Genomic DNA, 24,548 nt, shown 5'->3' on the forward strand with positions numbered 1-24,548 from the left:
GCATGAAGCGGCTCGAAGGCAAGCGCGCGGTCGTCACTGGCGGTGGAAGCGGGATCGGCCGCGCCAGCGCCATCCGCTTCGCGCGCGAAGGTGCATCCGTGCTGGTGGTCGGCCGGGCCGGCAATGCGGAGGAGACCGCGGCGGCGATCCGGGGCGAGGGCGGCATCGCTTCCGCCATGATCACGGATGCCGCAGTCGAGGAGAATGTGGCTGCGATCGTGTCGCGCTGCGTCTCGGAGTTCGGTGGGCTGGAGATATTCTTCGCCAATATCGGGGTTACCGGGACCAATACGCCGTTGCTGGAGCAGACGGTGGAGGAATGGTCCGAGGTCTACCGCATCAACACGATCAGCTGCTTCCTCGCCATCAAATATGCGGGACGCCATATGACCGCGCAGGGCTATGGTTCGATAATACTGACCTCGTCCGCGGCCTCGCTCCGCGCCAATGCCGGCGCGATCTCCTATAGCGCAAGCAAGGCGGCGGTGAACAACCTGGCGCAGACGGCGGCGAATGCCTTTGCCGGCACGGGCGTACGGGTCAATGCAGTGTTGCCAGGCCTCGTCGAGACCCAGCTGACCCGCAAAGTCTTCGAGGACGCACGCGCACGAGGCATCGAATCCAAGCTCGGCCACGTCACACCGCTGAAGCGGCCGGGCCGCTCCGAGGAAATCGCGGCCGCCGCGGCGTTCCTGGCGAGTGACGACTCTTCATATGTCGACGGCCAGTTGCTGTCCGTCGATGGCGGTGTCAGCAGCACCCATCCCCATGGCCGGATCGCGCTCTAGCGGATTGGGCGGCCCAACAAGAACAGAGACAGGAGAGGCGCCGTGGATTTCGAGCTCCCGAAGGAGATCACCGACAAGCTCGCCGAGCTTGACGCGTTCATCGAGGCGGAGATCAAGCCGCTCGAACGGGAAAATATCAAGTTCTTCGATCACCGCCGTGAGAACGCGCGGACCGACTGGGACAATGACGGCCGTCCCCGTGATGAATGGCGGGCGCTGATCAGCGAAATGGAGCGCCGTGCCGACACGGCGGGGCATCTGCGCTACGGCCTGCCTAAATCATGCGGCGGGCAAGGCGCCTCGAATCTCGCGATCGCCGCAATCCGCGAGCATCTCGCGGCCAAGGGGCTGGGTCTGCACAACGACTTGCAGGACGAGTCGTCGATCGTCGGCAATTTTCCGATCATCCCGGCGCTGGCCGACTATGGGACCGAAGAGCAGAAGACCTACATCGAAGGCATCATCACAGGGAAGAAGCATCTGTCGTTCGGCCTGACCGAGCCGGGGCACGGCAGCGACGCGACATGGCTCGAGACCACCGGCGTGCGCGACGGAAACCATTGGGTCATCAACGGCCGCAAGCGCTGGAACAGCCAGGTCGCGCGCGCCCATGCCAATCTGGTGTTCGCCCGCACCTCGGGCAAGCCAGGCGAGGCCAAGGGCATTACGGCCTTCGTCGTGCCGACCAACACGCCCGGCCACAACGTGCTCTACAATCACTGGACCTTCAACATGCCGAGCGATCACGCGGAAACCGAGCTCGTCAATGTGCGCGTGCCGGAAAGCGCGATTCTGCACAGGGAGGGCGAGGGGCTCGTCGTCGCGCAGCGTTTTGTGCATGAGAACCGCATCCGTCAGGCCGCCGCCAGCGCCGGCGCGGCGCGCTATTGCATCCAGGAGGCGGTCAAGTACGCCAAATCGCGCGTCGCGTTCGGCGAGCCGCTTGCCAAGAAGCAGGCCGTTCAGTTTCCGCTCGTCGAGCTCTGGGCGGACTATCAGATGCTGCGCAACTTCATCTTCCGCACGGCGTGGCAGATGGATCGCCGGAACCCGCTTGAGATCAGCGATATGGTCTCGATCTGTAACTTCCGTGCCAACCGGTTGTGCTGCGAGGCTGCGGACCGTGCAATGCAGGTGCATGGCGGCATGGGCTATAGCCGCGCCATGCCGTTCGAGCACATCTATCGGCATCACCGCCGTTACCGCATCACGGAGGGAACGGAGGAGGTGCAGATGCGGCGCGTGGCGCAGTATCTGTTCGGCTTCAGCGGCAAGAGCGCGAGCTGATTGCGATGAACGGACAGGCGAGCGATGGCGATCTGGATTTCGACCTTCGTCGGCTCGATGGCTATTTGAAGGATTGGCTGGGTGGAAGCTCAGCGACCCGCGTGACGCGAACCAGTGGGGGAATGTCGAACCCCACCTATTTCGTGACGCGCGGCGATTGGCGTGCGGTCCTGCGCAAACAGCCGAACAATGTGCTGATGCCGTCGGCCCATGCCATTGATCGCGAATATCGCGTGTTGACCGCGCTTCAGGACACTGCTGCCCCGACGCCGAAACCGTATCGGTACTGTGAGGACCGCGACGTCCTCGGGACGCCCTTCTACCTCATGGAATGGCTGGAGGGACGCGTGGTCTACGACTACGCGCTGCCCGGCTTCGGACGCGACGAGCGCATCGCATGCTATCGCTCAATGTGTGCTGCGCTAGCCGCGATCCACAAGCTCGACTTTCGGGCGGTCGGGCTCGCCGACTTCGGCAAGCCCGGAAATTATTTCGCCCGCCAGCTCAGCCGCTGGTCGAAGCTGTGGGCCGAGTACCGCCGTGGCGACGACGACAACCCCGCGCTCGACAGCATGGTGCGCTGGCTCTCCGAGCGTGTGCCGGAAAGCGAACGCCTGGCGCTGTGCCATGGCGATTTCCGCATGGCCAATCTGGTGTTTCATCCGACCGAGCCACGTGTGGTCGGCGTCCTGGATTGGGAATTGTCGACCTTGGGCCACCCGCTTGTCGATCTCGCCTTCAACAGCCAGGCCTGGCGCATGGCGCCGGACGAGAATGGCGGATTGCTCGGTCTGCCACTCGACGACATGGGCATCCCGCGCGAGCAGGATTACCTCGAACTCTATTACCAGCTGTCCGGTGCGACCGAGCGCCTGACGGTCTTCCACCAGGTCTTTGCCATGTTCCGCGGTGCGGTCGGAAGTGCCGGCGTAGCGGCCCGCGGCGATCTCGGCAACAACGTCCTGCCCGATGCCGCCAATGTCGGACGACGGCTCGCCCGCGCCTACGCGACGCGGGGCTTGGCCCTGATCGAGAGCGAGTCATGAGCATGCTGGAACGACCGTCGATGAGCGTCGATGAAGCGATCCGCCAGCGGCGTTCCGTGCGCGGCTTCTTATCCCGCGAGGTGCCGAACGCGGTCCTTCGCGAGGTCTTCGCGCTGGCGCAATGGTCACCATCGAACTGCAACGTGCAGCCGTGGGTCCCTCACGTGGTGTCGGGAGACAGGCTCAGACAGCTTCGCGACGCGCTCGTTGCGGCGGGAATGCGCGACGAGCCGATCAAGCCGGACTGGCCGGCCGACGGCAAGTTCACCGGAATCTACCGCGAGCGGCAGGTCGGTGCCGCGCAGGCGCTTTATGGCGCGATGGGTGTAGTGCGAAGCGACGCGGTCGGGCGCAAGCTGGCCTATATCCGCAACCACGCCTTCTTCGATGCGCCCCACGTCGTCTTCATCTTCATGCCCGAGCCGTTCGATACGCGCGAGGCCGCCGATATCGGCATGTACGCGCAAACCCTGATGCTCGCGTTCATCGCCCGCGGCATCGCCTCCTGCGCGCAGGGCGCGCTCGGATTGTTTCCGGACATCGTTCGCAAGCAGCTTGGAATTCCCGCCCATCAAAAACTGCTGTTCGGTGTCTCGTTTGGCTATGAGGATGTCGACGTCAAGGCCAATACGGCGCGCGTCGATCGGGCCCCGATCGATGACGTCGTGCGCTTCCACCGCTGAGAGTTCCCATCGGAGGAGATGTCACCTTGACCGGACCGTTGCAGGGCTTTCGCATCGTCGAGATGGGTGGGATCGGCCCGGCGCCCTTTGCCGGCGCGCTGCTCGGCGATCTCGGTGCGGACGTGCTGCGGATCGATCGCGTTCCCCGGCCGGGCGTTGAGCCGGATCTGCCGGCGCGGTTCGACTTTTACAACCGCAACAAGCGCTCGGTCGCGCTGGATCTCAAGCAGCCGCAGGCCGTCGCAACGGTGCTGCAGCTGGTTGCGCAGGCCGACGCTCTGATCGAGGGCTTCAGGCCGTCGGTGATGGAGCGGCTTGGCCTTGGGCCCGACGCCTGCCATGCCGCGAACCAGCGTCTGATCTATGCACGCATGACCGGCTGGGGGCAGCAAGGGCCGATGTCGCAGGAGGCGGGGCATGACATCAACTATCTTGCACTGACCGGCGCACTACATTGCCTGGGAGAGGCGGACCGCCCGCCGCCGCCTCCGCTCAATCTCGTTGCGGACCTCGGAGGCGGCGCGCTGTATCTCACTGTCGGCCTGCTTGCTGCGGCCATGGAGGCGCGGCAATCGGGCAAAGGACAGACCATCGACGTCGCCATGATCGACGGCGTGACACATCTGATGTCCGCGTTCCAGGCGTTCCGCCAGCAGGGCAGCTGGACTGAGCGGCGCGCCGACAACATCGTCGACGGCGGCGCACCGTTCTACGGCAGCTACGCGACAAGCGACGGCAAGTTCATTGCCGTCGGAGCGATCGAGCCGCACTTTTACGCCAGTCTGCTCGACGTGATGGGGCTCAGGGCTGCCGATTTGCCCGGCCAGGATGATCGCGCCTCCTGGCCGCAGATGCGCCAGCGCTTCGCTGAGATCTTCGCCGGGCGTACGCGCGACGAATGGGTTGCCGCTGCGAGGGGGCGCGACGCCTGTCTTGCGCCGGTCTTGACCATCGACGAGGCGCCCGCACATCCCCAGATGCAGGCGCGTGGCGCCTACGCCATGTTCGATGGGGTTCGACACCCGAGCCCCGCGCCGCGGTTCTCGCGCACACCGTCTGCGCTTCACACACCGCCGCCGCCGCCAGGGCGCGATACCCGGGAGGCGCTCGCGGATTGGGGCGTTTCGCCGGAGCAGATCGCGGTGCTGGAGTCGGTCCGCGCCATCGTGGAATGACGCGGTGACATCAACTTCGATCTAGTCCGCCGATACCGGATCAGCCGACAGCGTCCAGCTCGTGCCGTCGAATGTGGCGATGCGCAGCACTCTGAAGGGCGTGTAATCCCCTGGCGACGTGCTGATGGTGATGCCCGGGAGCATCAGCGGCATCCGCTCGCCATGGAGGGAGGTGGCCTGACGGATCAGGTTCTCTCGCGTGAGCTGGTCACCGCATTTCTTCAGCACCGTCGTAAGCGCGTTCACATTCATGTAGGCGACGAGCACCGAGTAATCGTCCGGATTGGCTGACGGCGTGTATTTCTTCAGGAAGTCGTGATAGGCCTTCACCTCGGCATCGTCGGCCCAGGCGGGATCGCCGGGCTGCTTCAGGAATAGCGTGGTCACGAGGCCCTTCGAAGCCTCGAGGCCTGCAGGACGCAGCACGGTTTCGACGGATGCCGTCGATCCGCCGATGACGTGCAGGGGACTCCAGTTGAGCTCGCGCACCTTGCGGATCGATTGTGCGGCCGCCTTTGCCGAGGACTGCTCGATCAGCGTATCGACGCCCGCAGCCTTGAGCTGAACGATCTGGGAGTCGATGGTCGGGTCGGCAAGCTCATAAGAGGCTTCGGCGATGATCTGCGTTACCTTTGCCCCGAGGCCGGCGCGCAATCCCTTCATGTAGTCGCGGCCAAAATCGTCGTTCTGGAACAGGATGCCGATTTTGGCGTCCGGCCTGGCGTTGCGGATGTAGTGCGCGACGACGCGACCTTCCGTTTCGAAGTCCGGATAGAACGGCACGGTCCACGGGAAATTCTTCGGATCGTTGAAGCGACGCCCGCCGGCGGTGATCAGCAGCTGCGGCACCTGCTTGGAGTTCAGATATTTCTGGATGGCGACATTCGGAACCGTGCCGATGGTGCCGACCTCCGCGAGCACGCCGACATCCTCGACCAGCTTGCGCGACTGCTCGATGGCCTTTGGCGCGCTGTAGGCATTGTCGAGCTGCGTGAAGCTGATCTTGCGGCCGTTGATGCCGCCCTGTTCGTTGATCATCTGGAAATAGCCGACCACCGCGCGTCCGGCGCCGGCGCCGAACGCCGATGCGGGGCCGCTCAGCGGCGTCGATTGTCCGAGCTTGATTTCCGTGTCGCTGGCCCCCGGACCGTAGGCGTTCTGAGCGACGACCGGCGCGGTGGCGAGCGCTGCCGAGGCTGCGACGCCTCCCAAAATCCGTCGAAACTTTCTATTCAAGGCGTGTCCTCCCGCTGATTGTCCTGGTTTGTTATCGAAGAAGCTCGCGCGCGATCACCATGCGCTGGATTTGATTGGTGCCCTCGAAGATCTGGGTCAGTTTCGCATCGCGCATCATGCGCTCGACCGGATAGTCCATGGTGTAGCCGTAGCCGCCGAAGATCTGCACGGCATCGGTCGTCACCTTCATGGCCATGTCGCTACCGACGCATTTGGCCATGCTGGCGAGCACATTGAGACGCTTCCAGTCGCCGGCATCGCCGGCGCGCGCGCATTCATAGACGAGGGCGCGTGCCGCCTCGATCTGCATGGCCATGTCGGCGAGCATGAACTGAATGCCCTGGAAGTCGGAGATCGACTTCTTGAATTGCTTGCGCTCTTTGGCATAGGCGACGCAGGCATCGAGCGCGCCCTGTGCCAGGCCGACGGATTGCGCGCCGATGGTCGGACGGTTGAGGTCGAGCGCGCGCATCGACGCCCGAAAACCCTTGCCCTCCTCGCCGACGAGGTTCTCGACGGGAACCTGGACATTGTCGAAGAAGATCGGGGTGTTCGGCGCGCCGCGAAAGCCCATCTTGCGCTCGTGCCGGCCGAAGGTGATCCCCGGCATTGTCTTGGGCTCGACGATGAAGGCGCTGATGCCGTCGGCGCCCGGACTGTCGCTCGTCCGTGCCATCACCACGATGAAGTCGGCAACGACGCCATAGCTGCACCATTGCTTCCGCCCGTTGAGGACGTAACAGTCACCATCGCGTTTGGCCCGCGTGTTGATGGCGGTGACATCGGAGCCGGCCTGCGGCTCGGAGATCGCGATCGCGGTCACGACGCCGCCCTTCGCGATGATCGGCAGATACCTCCTTCGCTGCTCCTCCGAACCGAAATGGAGCAGGGGCATGATGAACATGGTGTTGAGGCATGCAATCGAGGCGCAGGCCGGCGATATCCTGGAAATCTCCTCGCGCGCGATGCACGCCATGGTCAGGTTGCCGTTGGGGCCGCCATATTGCTCGGGCACCCAGAGCTGCATCAGGCCCATCTCGCCGAAGAGCTTCACGAGCTCGAGCGGGAAGCGGTCGGTCTCGTCGATCTCGGCGGCGATCGGGGCCACGTGCTTGGCGGCCATTCGGCGGACGTTGTCGCGAAATGCGATCTGCTCCTCGGTGAAGCTCATGGACAAACTCCGCTGATTTTTCTGTTGGGAGGCCCCAAAAAGGGGCTTCCATTGAATGGGTGATCCATTTAATAATTCATCCCATGTCGTCCAAGTCAAGCCCCCGCACATCCTCCGGCCCGCGGCCGATCCCTGCCTCGCGGCGCGACCGCCCGTCCGATCACCGCACCGCCGGAGCGCCGGCAGCCCCGATGTTCCGGCCGATTCACACCAAGCGGGCGTTCGAGGAGATCTGTGCGCGGATTCGCGAGCAGTTGGCGCTCGGCGTTCTCAAGCCCGGAGACAAGCTGCCGGCCGAGCGCGACCTCGCGCAGCAGCTGGGCGTCAGCCGCAATGTCCTGCGCGAGGCGTTGCGCAGTCTCGAGATGGCCGGCGTGCTTCGCCTGCAGAAGGGCGTCAAGGGGGGAGCCTTCGTTCAGGCGGGCGACACCAGCCGCATGAACGTCGTGATGCGCGACATGCTGAGCCTGGGGACGATCTCGGTTCGGGAATTGTCGGAGGCGCGGGTCCACGTGCTGGATCTCGGCGTCCAACTGGCTTGCGCCAATGCGCGGCTGTCCGATTTCGAGGCGCTTGAGGCCAATGTCGAGCGCACGGAGCTCGCGACGCGCGAAGGTCGGCTGCTCGACCGGGTCGAATGTGCCCGGGAATTCTACAAGCTGCTCGCAGAAGCGAGCGGCAACAAGGTGATCGCCATGATCATGGACTCGGTCACCGAGATCCATATGCGCTTCGTCTACGCCAAGGTGGCGTCGAGCGGGGTCGCGATGGCCGGGCTGGTCGAGCGGCGCCGCAAATTCCTGGCGGCGCTGCGCGAGCGGGACGTGTCATCCGCGACGCGGCTGATGCGCAGCCATCTTGGCGCCGTGCAGCGCATGCTGGAGCAGGATCCCGGCGCGATGTCGCTTCAGGTTGCGCTGGCGGAGATGCAGCCGGGCATGAGGCGATGAGAGACGATCCAGCGACGAGATAGATCGCGCGTGAACAAGAAAAATAGACGGAGGAAGTCATGTCCCAGTATGCCAAGTACGAATGCTTGAAGGTCGAGGTGGCCGACAAGGTCGCAATCGTGACGTTGAACCGCCCGCAGGCGCGCAACGCGATCAACCAGAAGCTCATCCGTGAGCTGCGGACGATCTGGGACGATCTGGCCGATGATCATGCCGTCAACGTCGTCGTGCTGACGGGTGCCGGCGAATTCTTCAGCGTCGGCGGCGACGTCAAGGCAATGTCCGAGCGCCCGGGAGGCGATGTCCTCGAGGAGGGCGAGGTGCACGATCCCATGATCAGCCGCCGCGGCGTCACCCGGCAGCTCGAGCTCGACAAGCCGATCATCGCCGCCATCAATGGCGATGCCATCGGCCTTGCGGCGACGCATGCGCTGCTGTGCGACATCACGGTGATGGCGGACGACGCCCGGATCGGCGACACGCACGTCTCGCGCGTCGGTCTGGTCGCGGGTGACGGCGGCACGGTGATCTGGCCGCTGCTCGTCGGCATCAACAAGGCCAAGGAATTCCTGATCCGCGGGACGCTCCTGAAGGGCGTCGAAGCCGAGCGCATCGGGCTGGTCAATCACGTCGTGCCGCGCGCGGAGGTCCTGACCAAGGCACGCGAAATCGCCATCGAGCTCGCCAACGGTCCGACCTGGGCAATCCGCTGGACCAAGCTGTCGATCAATCAGATCGTCAAGGACCGCGTCAACATGCTGCTCGAGGCGTCAATGGCGCTCGAGCAGGTCACGTTCGAGACCGCGGACCACAAGGAGGCGACGATGTCGTTCAAGGAGAAGCGCAAGCCGCGATTTGGCCGGGGCTAGGTCGCTCCTCATGGTCGTGGCAGGGTCTGCGGACGACGACATCGGGGACATGCTGCGGGAGTCCCTGCGCGGGTTTCTCGGCGAGCAATGGAACGCCAATTGTATCAGGCTCGGACCGGCGCCGCAGGACATCGCCGGGATATGGACCAGGCTTGTCGGGCAGGGTGTTGCCACTCTCGGCGGCAAGCCCGACGAGGGCGGGCTCCGTGAAGCTGTGGTCGCGCTCGCAGAGCTCGGCCGCGCGGCGTGCCCAGCCCCTCTGTGGTCTGCGGTGCTCGCCAATATCGCGCTCTCGACCTCCCCGTCAAAAGTTGCTGTCGATCTTCTGCAGGCGCTGCACGCAGGCTCGGCCTGCGTGGCGTTTTCGTTCGGGACGCTCGATCCCGATCCGGCGGTGGGCACGCTTCGCGCCTCCGACGGCCGTGTGGACGGATTGGTCCGCTTTGTCGAGACCGCGGGAAGTTGCACCCATCTGCTCGTCGCAATCGATCGGTCGAGGCTGGGGCTCGTCGCGCTCGATGGAGCAGGTGTGGAGATGGTCCCGACCCGCGCCATGGGCGCGTGGGGCCTTTACGAGGTCCGGCTGAATACGGCGGCCATGTCCTTCATAGCGCTGGACGACGGCGTCATCGACGATCTCCTGCCCAAGGGAAAACTGATGCTGGCCGCGCGGGCGCATGGCGCGGCCCGGCGTGCGTTCGAGCTGGTGACGGACTACGCCAGGGAACGTCACCAATTCGGCCAGCCGATCGGGAGGTTCCAGGCGATCCAGCACAAGCTTGCGAATGGGCTCATCGCCCTCGAAGGCGTGCGCCTGATGGTTGATCATGCCGCGAAACTGCACGATGTGGACGATCGCGACTGGCGCCACTTCGCGAGCTGCGCTGTCGCCTTCGCAAGCGAGGCCTTGCGCCGGACCTTGCTCGAGACCCAGCACGCGTTCGGAGCCATTGGCTACGCCGACGAACACGAGGCGCCGCTGCACTTCAAGCGCGTGCATCTCGACACGATGGCGCTGGGTGGAGCCTCGCATGCCAAGCGCTCGCTGGCCTCGTCCTTGCTGGATGCCGATAGCTCGGGCCTGCCCGAGTACGATCTCGGCCCAGCCGGCAACGCGTTGCGCGAGCAGGTAAGGGGTTGGCTCGAACAGAACTGGTCCGGAGAACGGAAGGCCGCGTTCGAACGGCGGCCATTCTCCAGGCGCGAGTTCGATGCCGGCTTTGCCCGCGATATCGGCGAGACCGGCTGGATCGGTCTCGGCTGGCCCGAGAAGTTCGGCGGCCAAGGGCGTTCGCCGCGCGAACAGATCGCTTTCATGGAGACGATGGAGCGGGGCGAAGCGCCGCGGATCGGCGCGGCGATCCAGGCCAATGCGCTCATGATGTTCGGCACGCCCGAGCAGCAGCGAAACTATCTGCCGGACATCCTGCAGGGCGAAGCCATGCACGGCATGGGCTACAGCGAACCGCAGGCCGGCTCCGACCTCGCCGCGCTGCGCACCAGCGCAGTGCGCGACGGCGATCACTGGGTGATCAACGGCCAGAAAATCTGGACCACCACCTGGTGGGGCAAATACATGTTCCTTGCGGCCCGCACCGACAAGGATGCCAAGCCGCCGCATGCCGGGATCAGCATGTTCATCGTGCCGATGGATGCCGAGGGCATCACGGTTCGGCCGGCAACCACGATGTATGACGGCACTTTCGCCAATATCTTCTACGATAACGTCCGCATTCCCCTCGAGAACATCGTCGGCGAGGTCAACGGCGGCTGGAAGGTCCTGACCGGCGCGCTCGCGTTCGAACGCGGCCTGGTCGGCGGCGGCATCGTGCTGAAGGTCGCCCACGCCTTCGAGCAATTGCGTCGTCATGTCATGACAAGGGACGATACCGGGCGTGCGCTCGCCGATGACCCGATCGTTCGCGACCGCATGGCGACGCTGGCGGCCGAGATCGAGGTCGGCCGCCAGTTGATGATGCATTGCGCCGATCTGGCCGCCGACGGCGTGACCCCGCCGGAATACGGCGCGATCAGCAAGGTGTTCTCCGGCGAATTGATGGAACGGTTCGGCGAGGCTGCGCTCGAGATTCTCGGCATGCGCGCCACGCTGTCGGAGCAGATGCCGGGTGCGATCGACAACGGCCGGTTCGAGCAGAACCTTCGGCACTCGCTGATGTGGGTCATCAGCATCGGCACCAACGAAATCCAGCGCAGCCTGATCGCCCAGCGCGGGCTTGGGCTGCCCAGATAGGAGCAACCGCATGCAGCAGCAAACCGCGAGTCGGCCTCTCGAAGGTGTGCGCGTGCTCGATTTTTCGATCATGCTGGCGGGACCCTATTGCGCGCGGTTGCTTGCCGACGTCGGCGCCGAGGTGATCAAGATTGAACCGCCGGAGGGCGACGACATGCGGTTGCGGACGCCGCTCCGCGACGGCCACAGCGCCTATTTCGGTCAGCTCAATGCCGGCAAGCAGAGCCTTGCGCTCGACCTGAAGAGTGCCGAAGCGATCAGCCTAGTGCATCGACTGGTCGCGGAGGCGGACATCCTGGTCGAAAATTTCCGGCCGGGCGTGATGGATCGCCTCGGCCTCGGCTACGACGCTCTGCGCGCAATCAATCCGCGCCTGATCTATTGCTCGATCTCGGGCTACGGACAGTTCGGCCCTGCGGCCGAGCGGGCGGCCTACGCCATGATCGTCCATGCCGAAAGTGGCTTCGATCGATCCCTGATGCGCTATGCGGGCGACCGCGATCGCCCGGCCGCCGGCGCGATCTTCGTTGCGGACGTGCTCGGCGGCATCTTCGGCTACGCCGCGATCCAGACCGCGCTCGTCCAGCGCGCACGAACGGGCGAGGGGCAGCGGATCGACGTTGCATTGATGGACTGCATGCTGAACCTGCTGGTCTATGAACTGCAGGAGGCGCAATTCCCGAGCCCCGTGCCGCGCGCGGCTTATGGGCCGGTACGCGCCGTCGATGGCGATGTCCTGATCGCGCCGATCACGCCGCGAAACTTTGCCGCGCTCTGCGAGGTAACGGGGCAGAATGAGCTCGCCGATGATCCCCGCTTCAAGACGGTGCCGGGACGTGGCGCGAACTGGACCGCGATGATGCAGGTCGTCGAGAAATGGACCGAGCGACATTCCGTCCGCGAATGCATGGACGCGCTGGGTAAGGCCGGCGTGCCCGCCGCCGAGTATCGCGATCCCGGCGCGGCGTTCACCGATCCGCATCTTCTGCAACGCGGCGTATTCGAGACGATTGCTGACGGAGCAGGGGAGTTCATGGGAGTAAACGCGCCCTGGAAGATGTCGGGTGCGGCGGCCACTTCGATGCAGCGGGAAATCCCCGCGATTGGTGCTCATCGCGATGAGGTGCTCTCGCGCGTCCTCGGCCTTTCGGCGGGGGCAATTGCCGACCTTGCCCGGGCAGGAGCATTTGGAACGACGGCGGACTAGCCGACCTTCAGGTGACGAACGGCGTGGCATGGGTGCGCCGCGAGCTGTCCCTCGTGAGGCTACGTTGGTGCCCAATATCCAAGGTCTGACGGGATCGCAGCGAGATCGGTCGCGGCCTTTTCAGTCACGCCAGTGTCGCGATCGCTTGCGGTCCGCTCACGTCGCGAGAGCGAGGCTTGCCATCATCAGGCCGATCGCAGCGATCCAGCCTCCGAGGGCGCGAACGGCGATGAACCGCCAGGATGCTGAATTGTCGGGCAGCGTTTGCCTGAACATGGCGGTCAGCGCCATCGTCAGCGTGATCACTGTGTAGCCCACACAGGCGAGGCCTGCCGCAAACAGCAGCCGATCGGTCTCGGGCCCGAGCTCGGCGCCGTTCGCCGCGCCCCGTATCACGGCGACCGCGAACGCAATTGCGCACAGCACGACGGTGGGAACTTGCGCGGCTGCTGCGAGCAGCATGCCGATCGCAAGCATCATGGTCGCGTCGGCGAGCTGCGTCGCGGCCGCGCCGAAGAAGGACGCGAGCGGCAGCCCGGCCAACAGGCCGAGCGGAAACACCAGGATGAGCCAGCGCCCTTTGGTGGCGCCAAGCGTGCCTGCCAGCACGCCGGTCGCGGTCCAGAGCAGGACATCCTGAAGATCGGTGAGCGGGTGCGAGGCTCCCATGTAGAAATCACCGAGGCGGGCCGCGACGATATGGGCCTCAGCTGCGTTCGCCCCGGTCAGCAGCAACGCTGTGGCGATCAAGGCCCGTGCAAGGTGCGATCTCATGCGACGGCTCCGAGACCCTGTGCGAGGAAGTAGCAGCCGATCCCGGCGATGCCGGCGCCAAGTCCCTGAATGATGCGCTCGCCGGCGGGCCAGCGCGTCAACGTGCCGATCATGATGCCGCAGAGATGCAGCAGGCCGGTGGCGGTGACGAAGCCGACGCCGTAGGCCAGCGCATTCGCCGCGCGGGGAAGCTCGGCGCCGTGCGCATGTCCATGGAAGATCGCGAAGATCGCGACGATCACGGCGGCCACAGCAAAGGGCAGGCGCAGCCGGGCCGCGACAGCGACACCGAGGATCACGGCGGAAATGGCAATCATCAGCTCGGGCATCGGCAGCGGAACATGCAGCACGCCCAGCACCCCGCCGATCGCCATGACGAGCGGGAACGTGATCGGCAGGATCCAGATGGCGGGCGCGCCGAGCTGCGCGCCCCAGATCCCGACAGCCACCATGGCAATCAGATGGTCGATGCCGGTGACCGGATGCAGCAGGCCGCTGGCGAGGCCGCCGGCCACGCCAGCCTGCTCGTGCGCGAAGGCCGGTTGCGCCAGTGCGAACGAAGCGATTGCGATCGTGAGGGCTCGGGAAACGCGTAAAGACATCATGTGCGACTCTCGCTCAGATCACGGCGAACACGCGCGCCAGACGGCCGAAGAACCAGAACATCGACACCGACCCGATGAGATAGGCCGGCAGCGCCTCGCCCCAGCGCGGCACGACGGCATCGAGCCGCCGATGCGCCCAGATCAATGCAAGCACCAGCAGCACGAAGGCAAGCTGTCCGATCTCCACGCCGATGTTGAAGAACAGCAGCGCCGCCGGCAGCAGGCGGTGTTCGAGCCCAAGTCCCGCCAGCGCGCTCGCGAAGCCGATGCCGTGAACCAGACCGAAGCTGAAGGCAACCATCCAGGGATAACGCGCGGTGAGCCCGATCTCGCCGCGTTGCTGCTTGACGATCTCCACCCCGACGAAGGCGATGCTCAACGCGATGCAGGCGTTGAGCGGGCGTTCCGGCACGCCGATCAGGCCGAATGCCGCCGCGGCCAGCGAAGCGCTGTGCCCGATCGTGAAGGCGGTGATGGTCTTCACCAGCCGCCAGCCGCCGCCGACGATCCAGATCAGGCCGAGCACGAACAGCAGATGATCGGCGCCGAGCAGAATGTGATCGATACCGTAATTCACATAAGTCTTGGCCAGCTCGATCCAGGTCTCGAGCGTCGGCGCGCCGGTACCGAGCACGGAGACGACGGGATTGGCCGTCGAGATGGTGTAGCTGCGCGGCTCGCCCTCGATTGGGATGACCTTGATCAGGACGACCGACATGTTGGAGCCGAGATTGGTGATGGTGATCGGACCAATCAGCCCCTTCTGGCCGCAGTTCATCTCGGGCAGGCGCAGGAAGCAATGCGGCGGCACCCGCAGGTCGACCCGCGAGGCGCCGATCGACGGCTCTATGCTCCAGCGGCCGACGAAGGCGCCGGGCCGAACCTCGCGGAATTCGAGCACGCCCATCGCCGCTTCATGCGCATGAAGCGCCGACGGCCGGATCAGCACAGCCAGCGCGAAGGTCAAGGCCAGCAGCGCCAGCCGCAAATATCGAATCGCGGTCACGGCTCGTTCCGCACTTGATAGGATGCCTTGAGCCGCTTGACCGCTTCCCAGGCGCGCTTGCGGGTTTCCTCCGTGTGCCAGTTCCTGGCGGCCTCATCCCGAACGCTGTCGAGACTGGCAAGGTTTCCGGCCTGGCGCGAATCCAGCCGGGCGACGTGCCAGCCATCCTTGGACTGCAACAGTTTCCACTCGCCCTGCGGCATCGCCAGCAATCCGTCACGGAAGCTGTCGCCAAAGGATGCGGAGAGACTCTCGACGGGGCGGCCGAGGATGGCGCGCGTGAGCTTCTGCAACTCCTCGGATTCGCGCTGCTGGGTGATGTCGTCGAGCTGACGTTGCGCCGTCTCCTGATCCGTCGGCGGGGTGATGTAGAATGAGACGCGCTCAGGCTCGTCGAAGCGGGCGTGATTTTCCGCGAACCATGCTTGCAGCTGCTCGTCGGTGGGACGCGGCACGCGGATCTGATCGAAGATTAGCAATTGCATCTTGTAGGCGACCCGGTCGCGGATCGTCTCATCGCCGCGATCCACGGCAAGCGCCTTGCCTTCGCGATAGAGAATCTCGCTCGCGACCCAGCTATCGATCATCTTCTGGAGCTGCGCCTCGGAAGGAGCGCGTTCCTTGTCCTCGTCGAAATTGTCGATGAAGGACTGCCGCATCGCCTTGGTGACGGTGATGACCTTTTCGTCCTTGGCCGGCGGATGCAGCACCGCGTCGATGCCGAAGATGATCGCCCCTAACAACGTGAAGTGCAGCAAAGGCTCACGCGAGAGCCGCACCAGTGTCGAGACGAACGAACGCGAGGACTTCGTTGCTCCATGCGCGATATCATTCGGGTCTGAACCTTCGATACGCGATATCGGAAAGGGCTGCACTTCAACTGGTGTCGCTGGCATTGACATACGGTTGTCACAAACTTTCTTGGCACGCGCGTTCGCCGCGTCTTATGCGGCAGTGCTTTTCATCTGTCATCCTCTATCGCTCATGCGGCGAAGAAAAATGCAATGGGAAAACGCAAGAGACAAGATGCCGCACATGCAGCGCGCAGTTGTCGCGGTCAAACACAAATCCTTCACGAAGCTGTATCGTAACTCTGGCCAGTATCGCCGCGTGCAGGGAGCCGCGCACGCGGATGAGCCAAACGGCTCTCAACTCCCCGCACCTCTGACGAATTTTCTCGATATATGACACGAGGGGCGATAGATGTTTCCATCCGGCAAGACGATCCTGTTGACTGCAGCATCGGCAACCTTGGCGCTGACGCAGAGCGCTGCAGCCGACGACTGGGGGCGCGGCGAGCGCCGCGGCAATCCCTATGTTGCCGGTGACATGCACAACCACAACACCTGTACCGATGGTTCGGTCGCAGCCGGCTACACGATCGACCGCGCGGTCGGCCGCGGCACCGCGTCTGCCGGCGGAAACAACTTCGATCTCGACTGGTTCACGCTCGGCAACCACGGCGGTTCCGGCAACCGCGACTGCCGCTTCAGCGACACCAGCGCCAATCTTCCGGGACAGACCACGACGACCTGGAGCCAGACGCTCGGTCAGACCATCGACGGCATCACCATCAGCAGCCTGAAGGGCACCCCGAACGGCACCGGCAGCGGCGCGCAGATGTGGCGCTGGCAGTCGATCCGCGAGGTCGAGTATCCGACCATCGTCAATCGCACCAACACCTACGATAAGGTGCTGATCGAAGGTCTCGAGTGGATCGCGCCCGGCCATGAGCACGTCGACGTCGCCGTGATCACCGGACAGCACCCGAAGCACCCGCGCAAGTCCGGCAACGCGGACAAGATGGCGGAATTCGAATACCGCTTCGACCGTGCCGACACCGATGCGATCGGTCCCACCATCGACGCCGGCGGCAACCAGCTCTGGCCCGGCAAGGACAACGTCAACAACACGGGCACTGCGGGTCACCAGAAGGCGCTCACCGGCATCAAGTGGCTGCAGCAGAACTATCCGCTGCAATCCTACGTCATCCCGACCCACACCGAACGCCAGGGTCCGTTCAGCGCGACCGCCAACAAGGGCTACAACATCGAGCACTTCCGCGACTTCAACAACGCGGGCCCGACGGTGGCATTCGGCATCGAATCGCCCGGTCACTTCGCTGAAGGCGGCGCCACCGGCGGCTCCGGCTCGTACACGACCGGCGCGGTCGGCGGCGGCACTTACGGCATGAGCGGCATCTACACCGCGAAGGTCGGCGGCCTCTGGGACGGTCTGCTCGGCGAAGGCCGCAACTTCTTCATCTTCGTGAGCTCCGACTGGCATAGCCGCGGTGCGGGCGGTGCGCGTGATTCCTTCACGACGGCCGACTTCATCCCCGGCGAGTACACCAAGCTGTACGTTCCGAATGCCGGACGGTTCTCGTCGCAGCACGTCGTCGACGGCATGCGTTCGGGCAACTCGTACTCGGTCAACGCCGACCTCATCGGACCGGATCTGGTGTTCCGCGCCAAGGCGCGTGGCGACGACTGGAAGACGATGGGCGAGACGCTGGTCGTGCGGCCGGGCGACAAGGTGACGGTCGAGATGGAGATGACCGTCCCGGCCGAGAACAACGCGCCCTACAGCTTCAACAACCCGCTGCTGCTGCCCGTCGGCATCAAGCAACCGCTGAACAAGCCGTCGCTCGACCACGTCGACCTCATCACCGGCAAGATCACCGGCGTGGTCGCGCCCGATGCGGCCGGCTATGCGGTTCCGAATGCGGCCGGTACGGCTGGTGCGGCGATCGTGTACAATCCGACGGCGACCATCGCCCAGCAGATCCTGGCGAAGCAGATGCATCGCGAGCATCGGGACCATGGCGCTGTCCGCCTGAAGTTCACGACGACGTTCACCGCCGGCAATACGCCGTTCTACATCCGCGCGCGCGGAACCAACATTCCGAACGGCACCCCCAACGTCAGCGACACCGCCGGCAACCCGCTGGTCGACGCCAACAACGCGCTGGTCAGCTGCACCGATCCGGCTTGCCCCGCGCATCTCGAAACGGTGAACGGCGCCAAGAAGGTGACCCACGACGTTCAGGCCTACTCGAACGTCTGGTTCTACGCCAACCCGATCTTCGTGCGGCCGGAACGTTCGCCGAAGCTGCTGGTCGAGACCAATGCCGAGCTGGCTCGCCGGCTCGGGCAGCGCGCGGACAACGATCATGATCACGATCATCACGACCATGATCACGACGATCATCATCACGACCACCACTAACGCGATGATTTGAGGCCATCCGGCGGGGCGCATGACAAATGCGTCCCGCCGTACTTTCTTTCGCAATGCGCAAGTCCGACAGCACGACCTCGATGTATCTGCTCCGTATCTCGATCTGCACGCTCTCGTTCCTCCTTGCCGGCTTCGGCTGCGCCCTAGCCACCTCCGGTGCGGTGCCTGCCTCGGACGAGCCCACCCGGGAAGACTGCAACGCCGCGGTTGCGGAGGCGCGCGCATTGGCGGCCGATCTGCCGCCGGATCATCTGTCCCGCTACTTTGCCGAGCGGCATTTGCACCAGGCGCTGGTCGAAGCCGGCAATGGCGAGTTCGACGAATGCGTCGATATGGCCGCGCGTGCCTCCGACGAGGTGCGCGAACGGCGCCATGAGCTGCAGCCGGGCGAGCAGCTGAGAGTGCTCAAGCCCAACGAGTAGCGGGAGCGGAGATCTTGCGCGCTGTCATCGCAGCGTCATCTTTCCCCGCGCATTGTTGGCCGAGCTTCACCAACAGGTAGATGTCGCGACATGGATCAGATCGAGCCGCTTTTCCCGATTCCCCTCATGCGCTCGCCTGGGCTGCTGCCGCCGTCGCTGAACGAGGCCGCCGTCACCGCGATCCGCAGCACCAAGATCGAAGGCAATCTGCGCTCGGGCCAGCTGTTTCACACCGAGGTCGCCGATCCCCGCGACAACGAGCTGTTTCGCCAGATCGCCGAGCTTGCCATGCCGAAGCTGGTCGATTTCGGCGTCCTGCTGTTCGGCGAGCAGCTGCGCTGGACGGTCAAGGAGATGTGGACCAACATGCTCGAGACCGGCGGAAACCAGACGCTGCATTCCCATGCCAACAGTTTCGTGTCCGGCATCTTCTATCTCACGCCGTCACACGCGGCGTGCAAGACGGTGTTCGTGCGGCCGCCCGGTGGCTCCGACTTCTCCTTCCGCCACCACACGCGCAGTGCTGCCCTCGGGCCGTTCAATGCGGGTAAATACGTCTTGCCGGAGGCCGAGCCCGGCGATCTCGTGCTGTTCCCGAGCTATCTCTACCACGAGGTCCCGCGAAATCCGGGCGGACAGCGGATCACGATCGCCTTCAACGCGATTCCGGACCATCTGGACTGCTGGGGCTATCGCATCAACTTCGCGCCGTGAGGCCGTCGATCACTCGTTTCTCAGGCCGAACTCGCGAAGCAGCAGGTCTCTTGCCTCGCGGCGGGACGGCGCCGCCTCATTGATCCTGCGCAGCAGGCGTGCGGCGGTCGCGCGGTCCGAGCCGAGCAGGGATTTTGCCATCCCCATCAGCGGCCCATAGGCCGGATCGAACTCGGCGCTCAGGCGAAGCGCGTCGATGAGGCCAGGCGCGGCCGCGTCGATCAGCGCGGCTCCGCGCGGATCGCCTGGCAGAGATGCACCGGCCTCGAGAAAGCGGTTGCGCGCGGCCCAGTAGGCATTGAGGCGCGTGCCCAGCGCGTCGCGCTCGGCTGCGCGGGCGAGGAGTTCATTCGGATCCGGGCGAATCTCCTTCGTGACGGCAAGCAGCAGTGACCAGGGTGCTGCCGTGAGCGCACGGACGTTTCGGCGCGCATCGAAGGTCACGAACGGATAATCGTCGGTGTTGCGCGGACCCTCGCCGGCGAAGGCGGAGAGGGCGTGCGGGCCTGCCACATACTGGCCGAGGATATCGATCGGCGCCTCGAATCCGAGCGGTCGAACGACGGGCGCGATGGCGGGATCGCGAAGTCGTGCAGCCAGCGCGTCGGTGTCGAGATGGCCGCCGTCCCGCGTTCCGATCAGCGCAAGCATCGGTGTGCGGACGCTGTAGTGATTGAGCCAGGCCGCGCCGTCGGGATAGATCTCGAGAAAACCGCGGACGATGGCGCGCAGCGACGGCATGTCGAGCTGGTACAGCGGCAGCCATTGGCAGAAGATCCCGCCGGGCGCGAGGCGCCGTTTCACGGCTGCGAAATGCTCCACGGTGTAGAGCGCGCCGCTGCCGTCTAGCGCGGGATGAAACAGGTCGGCGATGATCACGTCGTGCTGGCCGGTGTCCGCAGCGACGTAGCGGCGGGCATCCGCCACCGTCACAAGCGGCGCTGAGGTTGGCGGCGGATTGACGAACCAGGGCAAGAGCTCCACCACCTCGCGGGAGAGCTCGACCGCGCGCACGCTGACGCCGGGCATCTGCGCGCCGCCGACCATGGTGGCGCCGGTACCGATGCCCAGGAACAGGGCGTGGTGCGGGGCTTCGTGCAGCAGCAGCGGCAGCATCGCCTGCCGGTAATCGGAGCGCGTCGAGCTCGTTCCGCCCATGCGGAAGTGGCCGTTGATCTCGAGGTAGCGCACGCCCGCGGCGTCATCGACCACGCTGGCGGTCGCCATCGGCCCTTCACGCACCGCCAGCAGCGCTCCACCCGGCGGCACGCGCGTCAATGATGGCGCAGGATTGAGCCACAGGATGAGCGCGGCGATCGCCGGTACCGCGGACCACAGCAGCGCCGATCGGCCGGGCGGCAGCAGCAGCAGATAGCCGATCGCAACGGCAAGCAGCGCCGTCCAGGCACCAAGGGCCGGAATCAGGAATTGCGCCGCCAGCAGCGGCGCGATGCAGGCGCCAAGGCTGTTGATGCCGACCGCCGCTCCGACCGAGCCGCGCTGATCGCTCACACGCTGCGCCAGCAGGCCGAACAGTGCGCCCATGGCGGTGGCGGGGACCAGGAACAGCGCGATCGCGACGGCCAGCTCACCGAAGATATCCGCCGAGGATAGGGTCTCGACCAGACGGCCGGCATAGGGTGCAAGCGCCGCGGTCGCGATGCAGGCGAGTGCGGTTGCCGCGAGCAGGCCGCGGAGGTTTTCATCCCCCGCATCGCGCCCGGATCGCTGCCAGAGCAGGCTCCCCGCCGCGGTGCCGAGCAGATAGGCGGCGAGCAGCCCAGCGAACGTGTAGACAGTGTCCTCCATCACCTGCGCGGCGAGCCGGACCACAAGGACCTCGAAGGTGATTCCGAGCAGTCCCGTGGCGAACAAGGTGATGGTGAGCCGCACATCGCGGATGCGTTCCGGCCGGCGTTCCTCAGCATCGGCCTTGGCTGCTGGCGATCCGAGCGCAAGCGCGCCAAGCGCGCAGAGCGCATTGACAGCCGCGAGGCAGAGCAACGTGCCCGAAAATCCTAGCGCCGGGATCAGGAGGAATGTCGAGACGAGCGTGCCGGCCAGAGCCCCGGCCGTATTCGCGCCGTAGACACCGGCCGTGACGCGGGCTTCGCCACGCGCGTCCCGCATCAACCGTTCCAGCGCGGCCAGGGTTCCGCCCATCGCCATCGTTGCCGGCAGCAGCACGAGGGTCGGCAGCGCCAGGCTGCCGGCCCAGAGCAGGGCAGGCGACGGCTCGGTGCCGAGTAGGGGGGCCAGAGCACGACCCGCTGCGGGCAGCAACCAGACGCTGATCAAGCCCCACACGGCGATGACGGCTTCGAGCATCGCATAGACGCGCCATGGCGATGTCGCGCGGCGGATCGGCCGATCGAGCGCGAACGCGCCGAGAGCTAGGCCGCCGAAGAACCCGGCGATGACCCCAAGCACCGCCATCATCTCGGTGCCCAGCACAAGGCTCAACTGGCGCGTCCACACGATCTCGTAGCCGAGGCCCGCAAAGCCCGACGCCGTCACGATCGGCACGAGAGCCCAGGCGCGGCCTGCAACCGGACGCGCGCGCGCCGGTGCGGTCTCGCTCTGGACCGCGCCCGCGAACCGGCCAGCCGAAGCGATCGCGATGCTGTCCGGCTCAGATTGCATTTCCCTCACTCCTGTTCGAACGCGACCGCTTGCGCGAGGCAAGCTGAGCGCTTTGCATCGGCCGTCGTTCTCAGGGCCGATCAGAGCATTTGCTCTATGTCAGATTTTTTCAGGATTTGTGACGGCCGGTCAGTGCCTATTGCCGGTGCGATCAGAATCTCGCCGCCACCGTCAGCCGCACCGCAAGCGGCTCAGCCGGATGGACGTGACGGTCAGCGACGCCGTCGATGGGCTCTCCCGGCAGGCGGGACAGATAGTAATATTCGATCTGGTTGGTCTGGGCGTTGAAGAGGTTGAGCACGTCGAGCTGCACCTTCACGCCATTGTCGAACCTGTAGCCGGCGCGTGCATTGAAGATCAACGACGACCGCGAACGGACGCTGTCGTCCTCGATGAGCGGACGCGGACCGAAATAGCGCGCCTTCAGGCTGCCGAACCAGCCGGTGTCGCCGCCCAGCGTGATCGCGCTGCTTGCGACCCACGCCGGTGCGCCGGGGATTCGGGATCCGGCGGGGTCGAAATCGGTGAAGCGCGCGTGGGTCTGCGCGACGTCGAGATCGATCGTCATCCACGGCAGGGGCTTGTACTCGTTCGTCCACTCGACGCCGACGCGGCGGCTGGGCCGGCTCGGCTCGGTGGTGCCGGCGTCCCCGACGAACAACAGCTCGGAGTCGAAGTCGAGCACGAACACTGCCAGCGAGCTGGTGAGGCCCTCGATCACCTTGGTACGGATACCGAGTTCGGCGCCGCGCGAGCGCACCAGCAGCGGCACGCGGTCGAGCGGGGTCACCTTGTCGTTGGGATCGACGGTGATCGTCGCGCCGCGGATGTCGTTGCTGTGCAGGCCGTAGCCGGCATTGCCGTAGAACTCGGTCTTGTACCAGGGGCCGAGCACGATGCCGGCCTTCGGGCTCGCCATCGAGGCCTGCGCGTTGCCCGAATTCTGCGGCGTATCGCTGAAGACGTGTCCGGCGAAGAAATCCTCGCGGATGCCGGCCGTGGTGTGCAGCCAGTCGTTCCAGTGCGTGGTCGTATCGGTCCAGAGGCCGACATTGCCCTCCTGCACACGGTCGTCGCGCACGGTCGACAGCCAATTGCGCTGCTCGGTCTTGAACAGGCCGACATGGATGTCGTCGTAGCGGCTCTGCAGGCCGACGCGGGTCTGCGATTCGAGGCCGGCAAAGCGCCAGTCGAACGTATGGCGCGCATCGAAGCCGCCGAGCGTACGACCGTCGAGCTGGCTGAACTGGTCGCCATTGACGGGATTGTCGAGGAAGTACGTGAAGTTGTTGAACAGCCGCAGGTCGGAGCGCACGACATAGGCGCTGACATTGGTCTGCCCGTACTGGCTCGACTGCGCCCAGTTGCTCGACAGGCTGAACCGGCTGGAGGTGCCGCCATCGGTCGGATCGAGTGTGCCGAGACGGCTGATCAGGCCCTGGTCGATCGCGCGTTGCGGGACCTGATCGGTCGAATTCCAGCCGTTGGAATAGGCCATCGCCGTCAGCGTCAGGCCGTCGGTCGCGGTGCCCTGGCTGTAGCGCATGACGCCATTCAGCTTGCGGACATCGTCGGCCACGTCCCACGGCCCGTCATACTTGTTGGCTTCGAACGCCGTCAGCAGCGTGCCGTCGCCGACGCGGGTCGATCCCGCCGCCAGTGCGCGCCGATAGCCGAAGCTGCCGAAGGTCATCTCCGCGAAATTGTGCGGCAGCTTGTTGACATAGTCGATCGCCACGGCGCCGGCGGATGCGAAGTCGCCCTGGTCGGCGAAATACGGTCCCTTGCGGACGTTGACCGATTTGATCAGCTCCGGGATCAGGAAGTTGATATCGGCATAGCCTTGCCCATGACCGTGGGTCGGCATGTTGACGGGCATGCCGTCGACACTGATCGCAAGATCGGTGCCGTGATCGAGATTGAAGCCGCGCAGGAAATACTGGTTGGCTTTACCCTCGCCGGAATGCTGCGTGACGATCAGGCCCGGCACCACTTCCAGCGCCTCGCCGGGGCGCGAGAACGGGATAGCGTTCACCTGCGCGCCGCTGATGCGTATTGCGCTGGCGGCAGTGGGTTGCAAGGCGGTCGAACCGGCCGGCGCTGCGCCGGCCGCACCGCCGCCCTCGGCCTGGCTGTCCGCGCGAGCGGCAGTCTGGCTGTGCACACCAAGGTCCTTCCGCGGTTTTTTGCGAGCGTGTCGTTTGGGATGCTGATGGTCTGCCGCCGCAATGGTGACCGGCGGAAGCTCGGCGGGTGCGGCCGAGCTGCTCTCATGGGCCGGAGCCGGGAACGCGCACAGGGTGGACGATGCGGCGGCGGAAAACACCCGCAACAAGACCCTACGCACCACGATATCTCCGCACGACAACCATTGCAGTCCAATGGCCATACTATGGCAGGTGAGTATGACGATCCAGCAACAATATCATACTAGACCTCAGGCGGCCATTGCGAGTAGCGAATTGTTACAGTTACAACCAA

At 65.1% G+C, this 24,548-nt stretch carries 20 protein-coding genes; 12 read left to right on the top strand and 8 right to left on the bottom strand.

Annotated elements, in window-relative coordinates; translation table 11 throughout:
* The first annotated feature begins 2 nt into the window (after positions 1 to 2).
* From BRAGE_RS0104065 to BRAGE_RS0104085, 5 genes are read left to right on the top strand one after another with little or no spacing between them, the layout of a single operon-like run.
* Complete coding sequence (locus BRAGE_RS0104065) at positions 3 to 788, top strand: SDR family NAD(P)-dependent oxidoreductase (RefSeq protein ID WP_027564623.1); 786 nt, start codon at positions 3 to 5, stop codon at positions 786 to 788.
* A 42-nt stretch (positions 789 to 830) separates the two neighbouring features.
* Positions 831 to 2,075 (top strand): acyl-CoA dehydrogenase family protein, encoded by a 1,245-nt coding sequence (locus tag BRAGE_RS0104070; RefSeq protein WP_027564622.1) that lies wholly within the window; start codon positions 831 to 833, stop codon positions 2,073 to 2,075.
* Positions 2,076 to 2,080: 5 nt separating this feature from the next.
* Positions 2,081 to 3,121, top strand: a complete 1,041-nt coding sequence (locus BRAGE_RS0104075) for a phosphotransferase family protein (protein WP_027564621.1) — start codon at positions 2,081 to 2,083, stop codon at positions 3,119 to 3,121.
* Positions 3,118 to 3,804, top strand: coding sequence for a nitroreductase (locus tag BRAGE_RS0104080; RefSeq protein WP_035729363.1), 687 nt, complete (start codon positions 3,118 to 3,120; stop codon positions 3,802 to 3,804). The genes BRAGE_RS0104075 and BRAGE_RS0104080 overlap by 4 nt, the downstream gene beginning before the upstream one ends.
* A gap of 26 nt (positions 3,805 to 3,830) precedes the next feature.
* The gene (locus tag BRAGE_RS0104085) at positions 3,831 to 4,979 is read left to right on the top strand and encodes a CaiB/BaiF CoA transferase family protein (protein WP_027564619.1); all 1,149 of its coding nucleotides are present in this window, start codon (positions 3,831 to 3,833) and stop codon (positions 4,977 to 4,979) included.
* Between the two features lie 21 nt (positions 4,980 to 5,000).
* On the opposite strand, the gene BRAGE_RS0104090 is transcribed toward BRAGE_RS0104085, so the two are convergent.
* Positions 5,001 to 6,194, bottom strand: coding sequence for an ABC transporter substrate-binding protein (locus BRAGE_RS0104090; RefSeq protein ID WP_027564618.1), 1,194 nt, complete (start codon positions 6,192 to 6,194; stop codon positions 5,001 to 5,003).
* Positions 6,195 to 6,246: 52 nt separating this feature from the next.
* Positions 6,247 to 7,386 (bottom strand): acyl-CoA dehydrogenase family protein, encoded by a 1,140-nt coding sequence (locus BRAGE_RS0104095; RefSeq protein ID WP_027564617.1) that lies wholly within the window; start codon positions 7,384 to 7,386, stop codon positions 6,247 to 6,249.
* A gap of 191 nt (positions 7,387 to 7,577) precedes the next feature.
* On the opposite strand from BRAGE_RS0104095, the gene BRAGE_RS47740 reads away from it, so the two are divergent.
* Genes BRAGE_RS47740 through BRAGE_RS0104115 form a run of 4 tightly spaced genes read left to right on the top strand, consistent with a single transcriptional unit; the run spans position 7,578 to position 12,663 of the window.
* Positions 7,578 to 8,336, top strand: a complete 759-nt coding sequence (locus tag BRAGE_RS47740) for a FadR/GntR family transcriptional regulator (RefSeq protein ID WP_051395272.1) — start codon at positions 7,578 to 7,580, stop codon at positions 8,334 to 8,336.
* Positions 8,337 to 8,395: 59 nt separating this feature from the next.
* Positions 8,396 to 9,205, top strand: a complete 810-nt coding sequence (locus tag BRAGE_RS0104105) for an enoyl-CoA hydratase/isomerase family protein (RefSeq protein ID WP_027564616.1) — start codon at positions 8,396 to 8,398, stop codon at positions 9,203 to 9,205.
* 49 nt (positions 9,206 to 9,254) lie between these two features.
* The gene (locus BRAGE_RS0104110) at positions 9,255 to 11,456 is read left to right on the top strand and encodes an acyl-CoA dehydrogenase (RefSeq protein WP_231164096.1); all 2,202 of its coding nucleotides are present in this window, start codon (positions 9,255 to 9,257) and stop codon (positions 11,454 to 11,456) included.
* Positions 11,457 to 11,466: 10 nt separating this feature from the next.
* The gene (locus tag BRAGE_RS0104115; RefSeq protein ID WP_027564614.1) at positions 11,467 to 12,663 is read left to right on the top strand and encodes a CaiB/BaiF CoA transferase family protein; all 1,197 of its coding nucleotides are present in this window, start codon (positions 11,467 to 11,469) and stop codon (positions 12,661 to 12,663) included.
* A 156-nt stretch (positions 12,664 to 12,819) separates the two neighbouring features.
* Here the strand turns inward: BRAGE_RS0104115 and BRAGE_RS0104120 are convergent, their stop codons facing one another.
* Genes BRAGE_RS0104120 through BRAGE_RS0104135 form a run of 4 tightly spaced genes read right to left on the bottom strand, consistent with a single transcriptional unit; the run spans position 12,820 to position 15,806 of the window.
* The gene (locus tag BRAGE_RS0104120; protein WP_027564613.1) at positions 12,820 to 13,437 is read right to left on the bottom strand and encodes a HupE/UreJ family protein; all 618 of its coding nucleotides are present in this window, start codon (positions 13,435 to 13,437) and stop codon (positions 12,820 to 12,822) included.
* Positions 13,434 to 14,039 carry a HupE/UreJ family protein gene (locus tag BRAGE_RS0104125; protein ID WP_027564612.1) on the bottom strand — a complete coding sequence of 202 codons (606 nt, stop codon included), beginning with the start codon at positions 14,037 to 14,039 and terminating at the stop codon, positions 13,434 to 13,436. The genes BRAGE_RS0104120 and BRAGE_RS0104125 overlap by 4 nt, the downstream gene beginning before the upstream one ends.
* A 16-nt stretch (positions 14,040 to 14,055) precedes the next feature.
* The gene (locus tag BRAGE_RS0104130; protein ID WP_027564611.1) at positions 14,056 to 15,048 is read right to left on the bottom strand and encodes a HupE/UreJ family protein; all 993 of its coding nucleotides are present in this window, start codon (positions 15,046 to 15,048) and stop codon (positions 14,056 to 14,058) included.
* The gene (locus BRAGE_RS0104135; protein WP_322596972.1) at positions 15,045 to 15,806 is read right to left on the bottom strand and encodes a peptidylprolyl isomerase; all 762 of its coding nucleotides are present in this window, start codon (positions 15,804 to 15,806) and stop codon (positions 15,045 to 15,047) included. Before BRAGE_RS0104135 ends, BRAGE_RS0104130 begins: the two co-directional genes overlap by 4 nt.
* 445 nt (positions 15,807 to 16,251) lie before the next feature.
* Between BRAGE_RS0104135 and BRAGE_RS0104140 the strand changes: the two genes are divergently transcribed.
* The 3 genes from BRAGE_RS0104140 (at position 16,252) to BRAGE_RS0104150 (ending at position 19,424) form a co-directional block, all read left to right on the top strand.
* Positions 16,252 to 18,276, top strand: coding sequence for a hypothetical protein (locus tag BRAGE_RS0104140; protein ID WP_027564609.1), 2,025 nt, complete (start codon positions 16,252 to 16,254; stop codon positions 18,274 to 18,276).
* Between the two features lie 38 nt (positions 18,277 to 18,314).
* On the top strand, positions 18,315 to 18,710 hold the full coding sequence (locus tag BRAGE_RS0104145) for a hypothetical protein (RefSeq protein ID WP_322596971.1): 396 nt from the start codon (positions 18,315 to 18,317) through the stop codon (positions 18,708 to 18,710).
* A gap of 90 nt (positions 18,711 to 18,800) precedes the next feature.
* Positions 18,801 to 19,424: a putative 2OG-Fe(II) oxygenase gene (locus BRAGE_RS0104150; RefSeq protein WP_027564607.1), complete on the top strand. Its 624-nt coding sequence runs from the start codon at positions 18,801 to 18,803 to the stop codon at positions 19,422 to 19,424.
* Positions 19,425 to 19,433: 9 nt separating this feature from the next.
* On the opposite strand, the gene BRAGE_RS0104155 is transcribed toward BRAGE_RS0104150, so the two are convergent.
* Together BRAGE_RS0104155 and BRAGE_RS0104160 are read right to left on the bottom strand one after the other, a co-directional pair.
* A complete protein-coding gene (locus BRAGE_RS0104155; RefSeq protein ID WP_027564606.1) occupies positions 19,434 to 22,067 on the bottom strand; it encodes a spermidine synthase in 2,634 nt (877 codons plus the stop codon).
* A gap of 151 nt (positions 22,068 to 22,218) precedes the next feature.
* Positions 22,219 to 24,456, bottom strand: coding sequence for a TonB-dependent receptor (locus BRAGE_RS0104160; protein WP_051377685.1), 2,238 nt, complete (start codon positions 24,454 to 24,456; stop codon positions 22,219 to 22,221).
* Positions 24,457 to 24,548: the final 92 nt, after the last annotated feature.

Origin of the sequence: Bradyrhizobium genosp. SA-4 str. CB756, assembly GCF_000473125.1 — a bacterium.
Taxonomy (GTDB): Bacteria; Pseudomonadota; Alphaproteobacteria; order Rhizobiales; family Xanthobacteraceae; genus Bradyrhizobium; species Bradyrhizobium arachidis.

Coding starts and splice junctions, on each gene's coding strand:
- BRAGE_RS0104115 (WP_027564614.1), top strand. CDS start 11,467: ATGCAGCAGCAAACCGCGAGTCGGCCTCTCGAAGGTGTGCGCGTGCTC.
- BRAGE_RS0104065 (WP_027564623.1), top strand. CDS start 3: ATGAAGCGGCTCGAAGGCAAGCGCGCGGTCGTCACTGGCGGTGGAAGC.
- BRAGE_RS0104150 (WP_027564607.1), top strand. CDS start 18,801: ATGGATCAGATCGAGCCGCTTTTCCCGATTCCCCTCATGCGCTCGCCT.
- BRAGE_RS0104095 (WP_027564617.1), bottom strand. CDS start 7,386: ATGAGCTTCACCGAGGAGCAGATCGCATTTCGCGACAACGTCCGCCGA.
- BRAGE_RS0104125 (WP_027564612.1), bottom strand. CDS start 14,039: ATGTCTTTACGCGTTTCCCGAGCCCTCACGATCGCAATCGCTTCGTTC.
- BRAGE_RS0104155 (WP_027564606.1), bottom strand. CDS start 22,067: ATGCAATCTGAGCCGGACAGCATCGCGATCGCTTCGGCTGGCCGGTTC.
- BRAGE_RS0104145 (WP_322596971.1), top strand. CDS start 18,315: ATGCGTCCCGCCGTACTTTCTTTCGCAATGCGCAAGTCCGACAGCACG.
- BRAGE_RS0104075 (WP_027564621.1), top strand. CDS start 2,081: ATGAACGGACAGGCGAGCGATGGCGATCTGGATTTCGACCTTCGTCGG.
- BRAGE_RS0104105 (WP_027564616.1), top strand. CDS start 8,396: ATGTCCCAGTATGCCAAGTACGAATGCTTGAAGGTCGAGGTGGCCGAC.
- BRAGE_RS0104140 (WP_027564609.1), top strand. CDS start 16,252: ATGTTTCCATCCGGCAAGACGATCCTGTTGACTGCAGCATCGGCAACC.
- BRAGE_RS0104080 (WP_035729363.1), top strand. CDS start 3,118: ATGAGCATGCTGGAACGACCGTCGATGAGCGTCGATGAAGCGATCCGC.
- BRAGE_RS47740 (WP_051395272.1), top strand. CDS start 7,578: ATGTTCCGGCCGATTCACACCAAGCGGGCGTTCGAGGAGATCTGTGCG.
- BRAGE_RS0104110 (WP_231164096.1), top strand. CDS start 9,255: ATGCTGCGGGAGTCCCTGCGCGGGTTTCTCGGCGAGCAATGGAACGCC.
- BRAGE_RS0104160 (WP_051377685.1), bottom strand. CDS start 24,456: ATGGCCATTGGACTGCAATGGTTGTCGTGCGGAGATATCGTGGTGCGT.
- BRAGE_RS0104120 (WP_027564613.1), bottom strand. CDS start 13,437: ATGAGATCGCACCTTGCACGGGCCTTGATCGCCACAGCGTTGCTGCTG.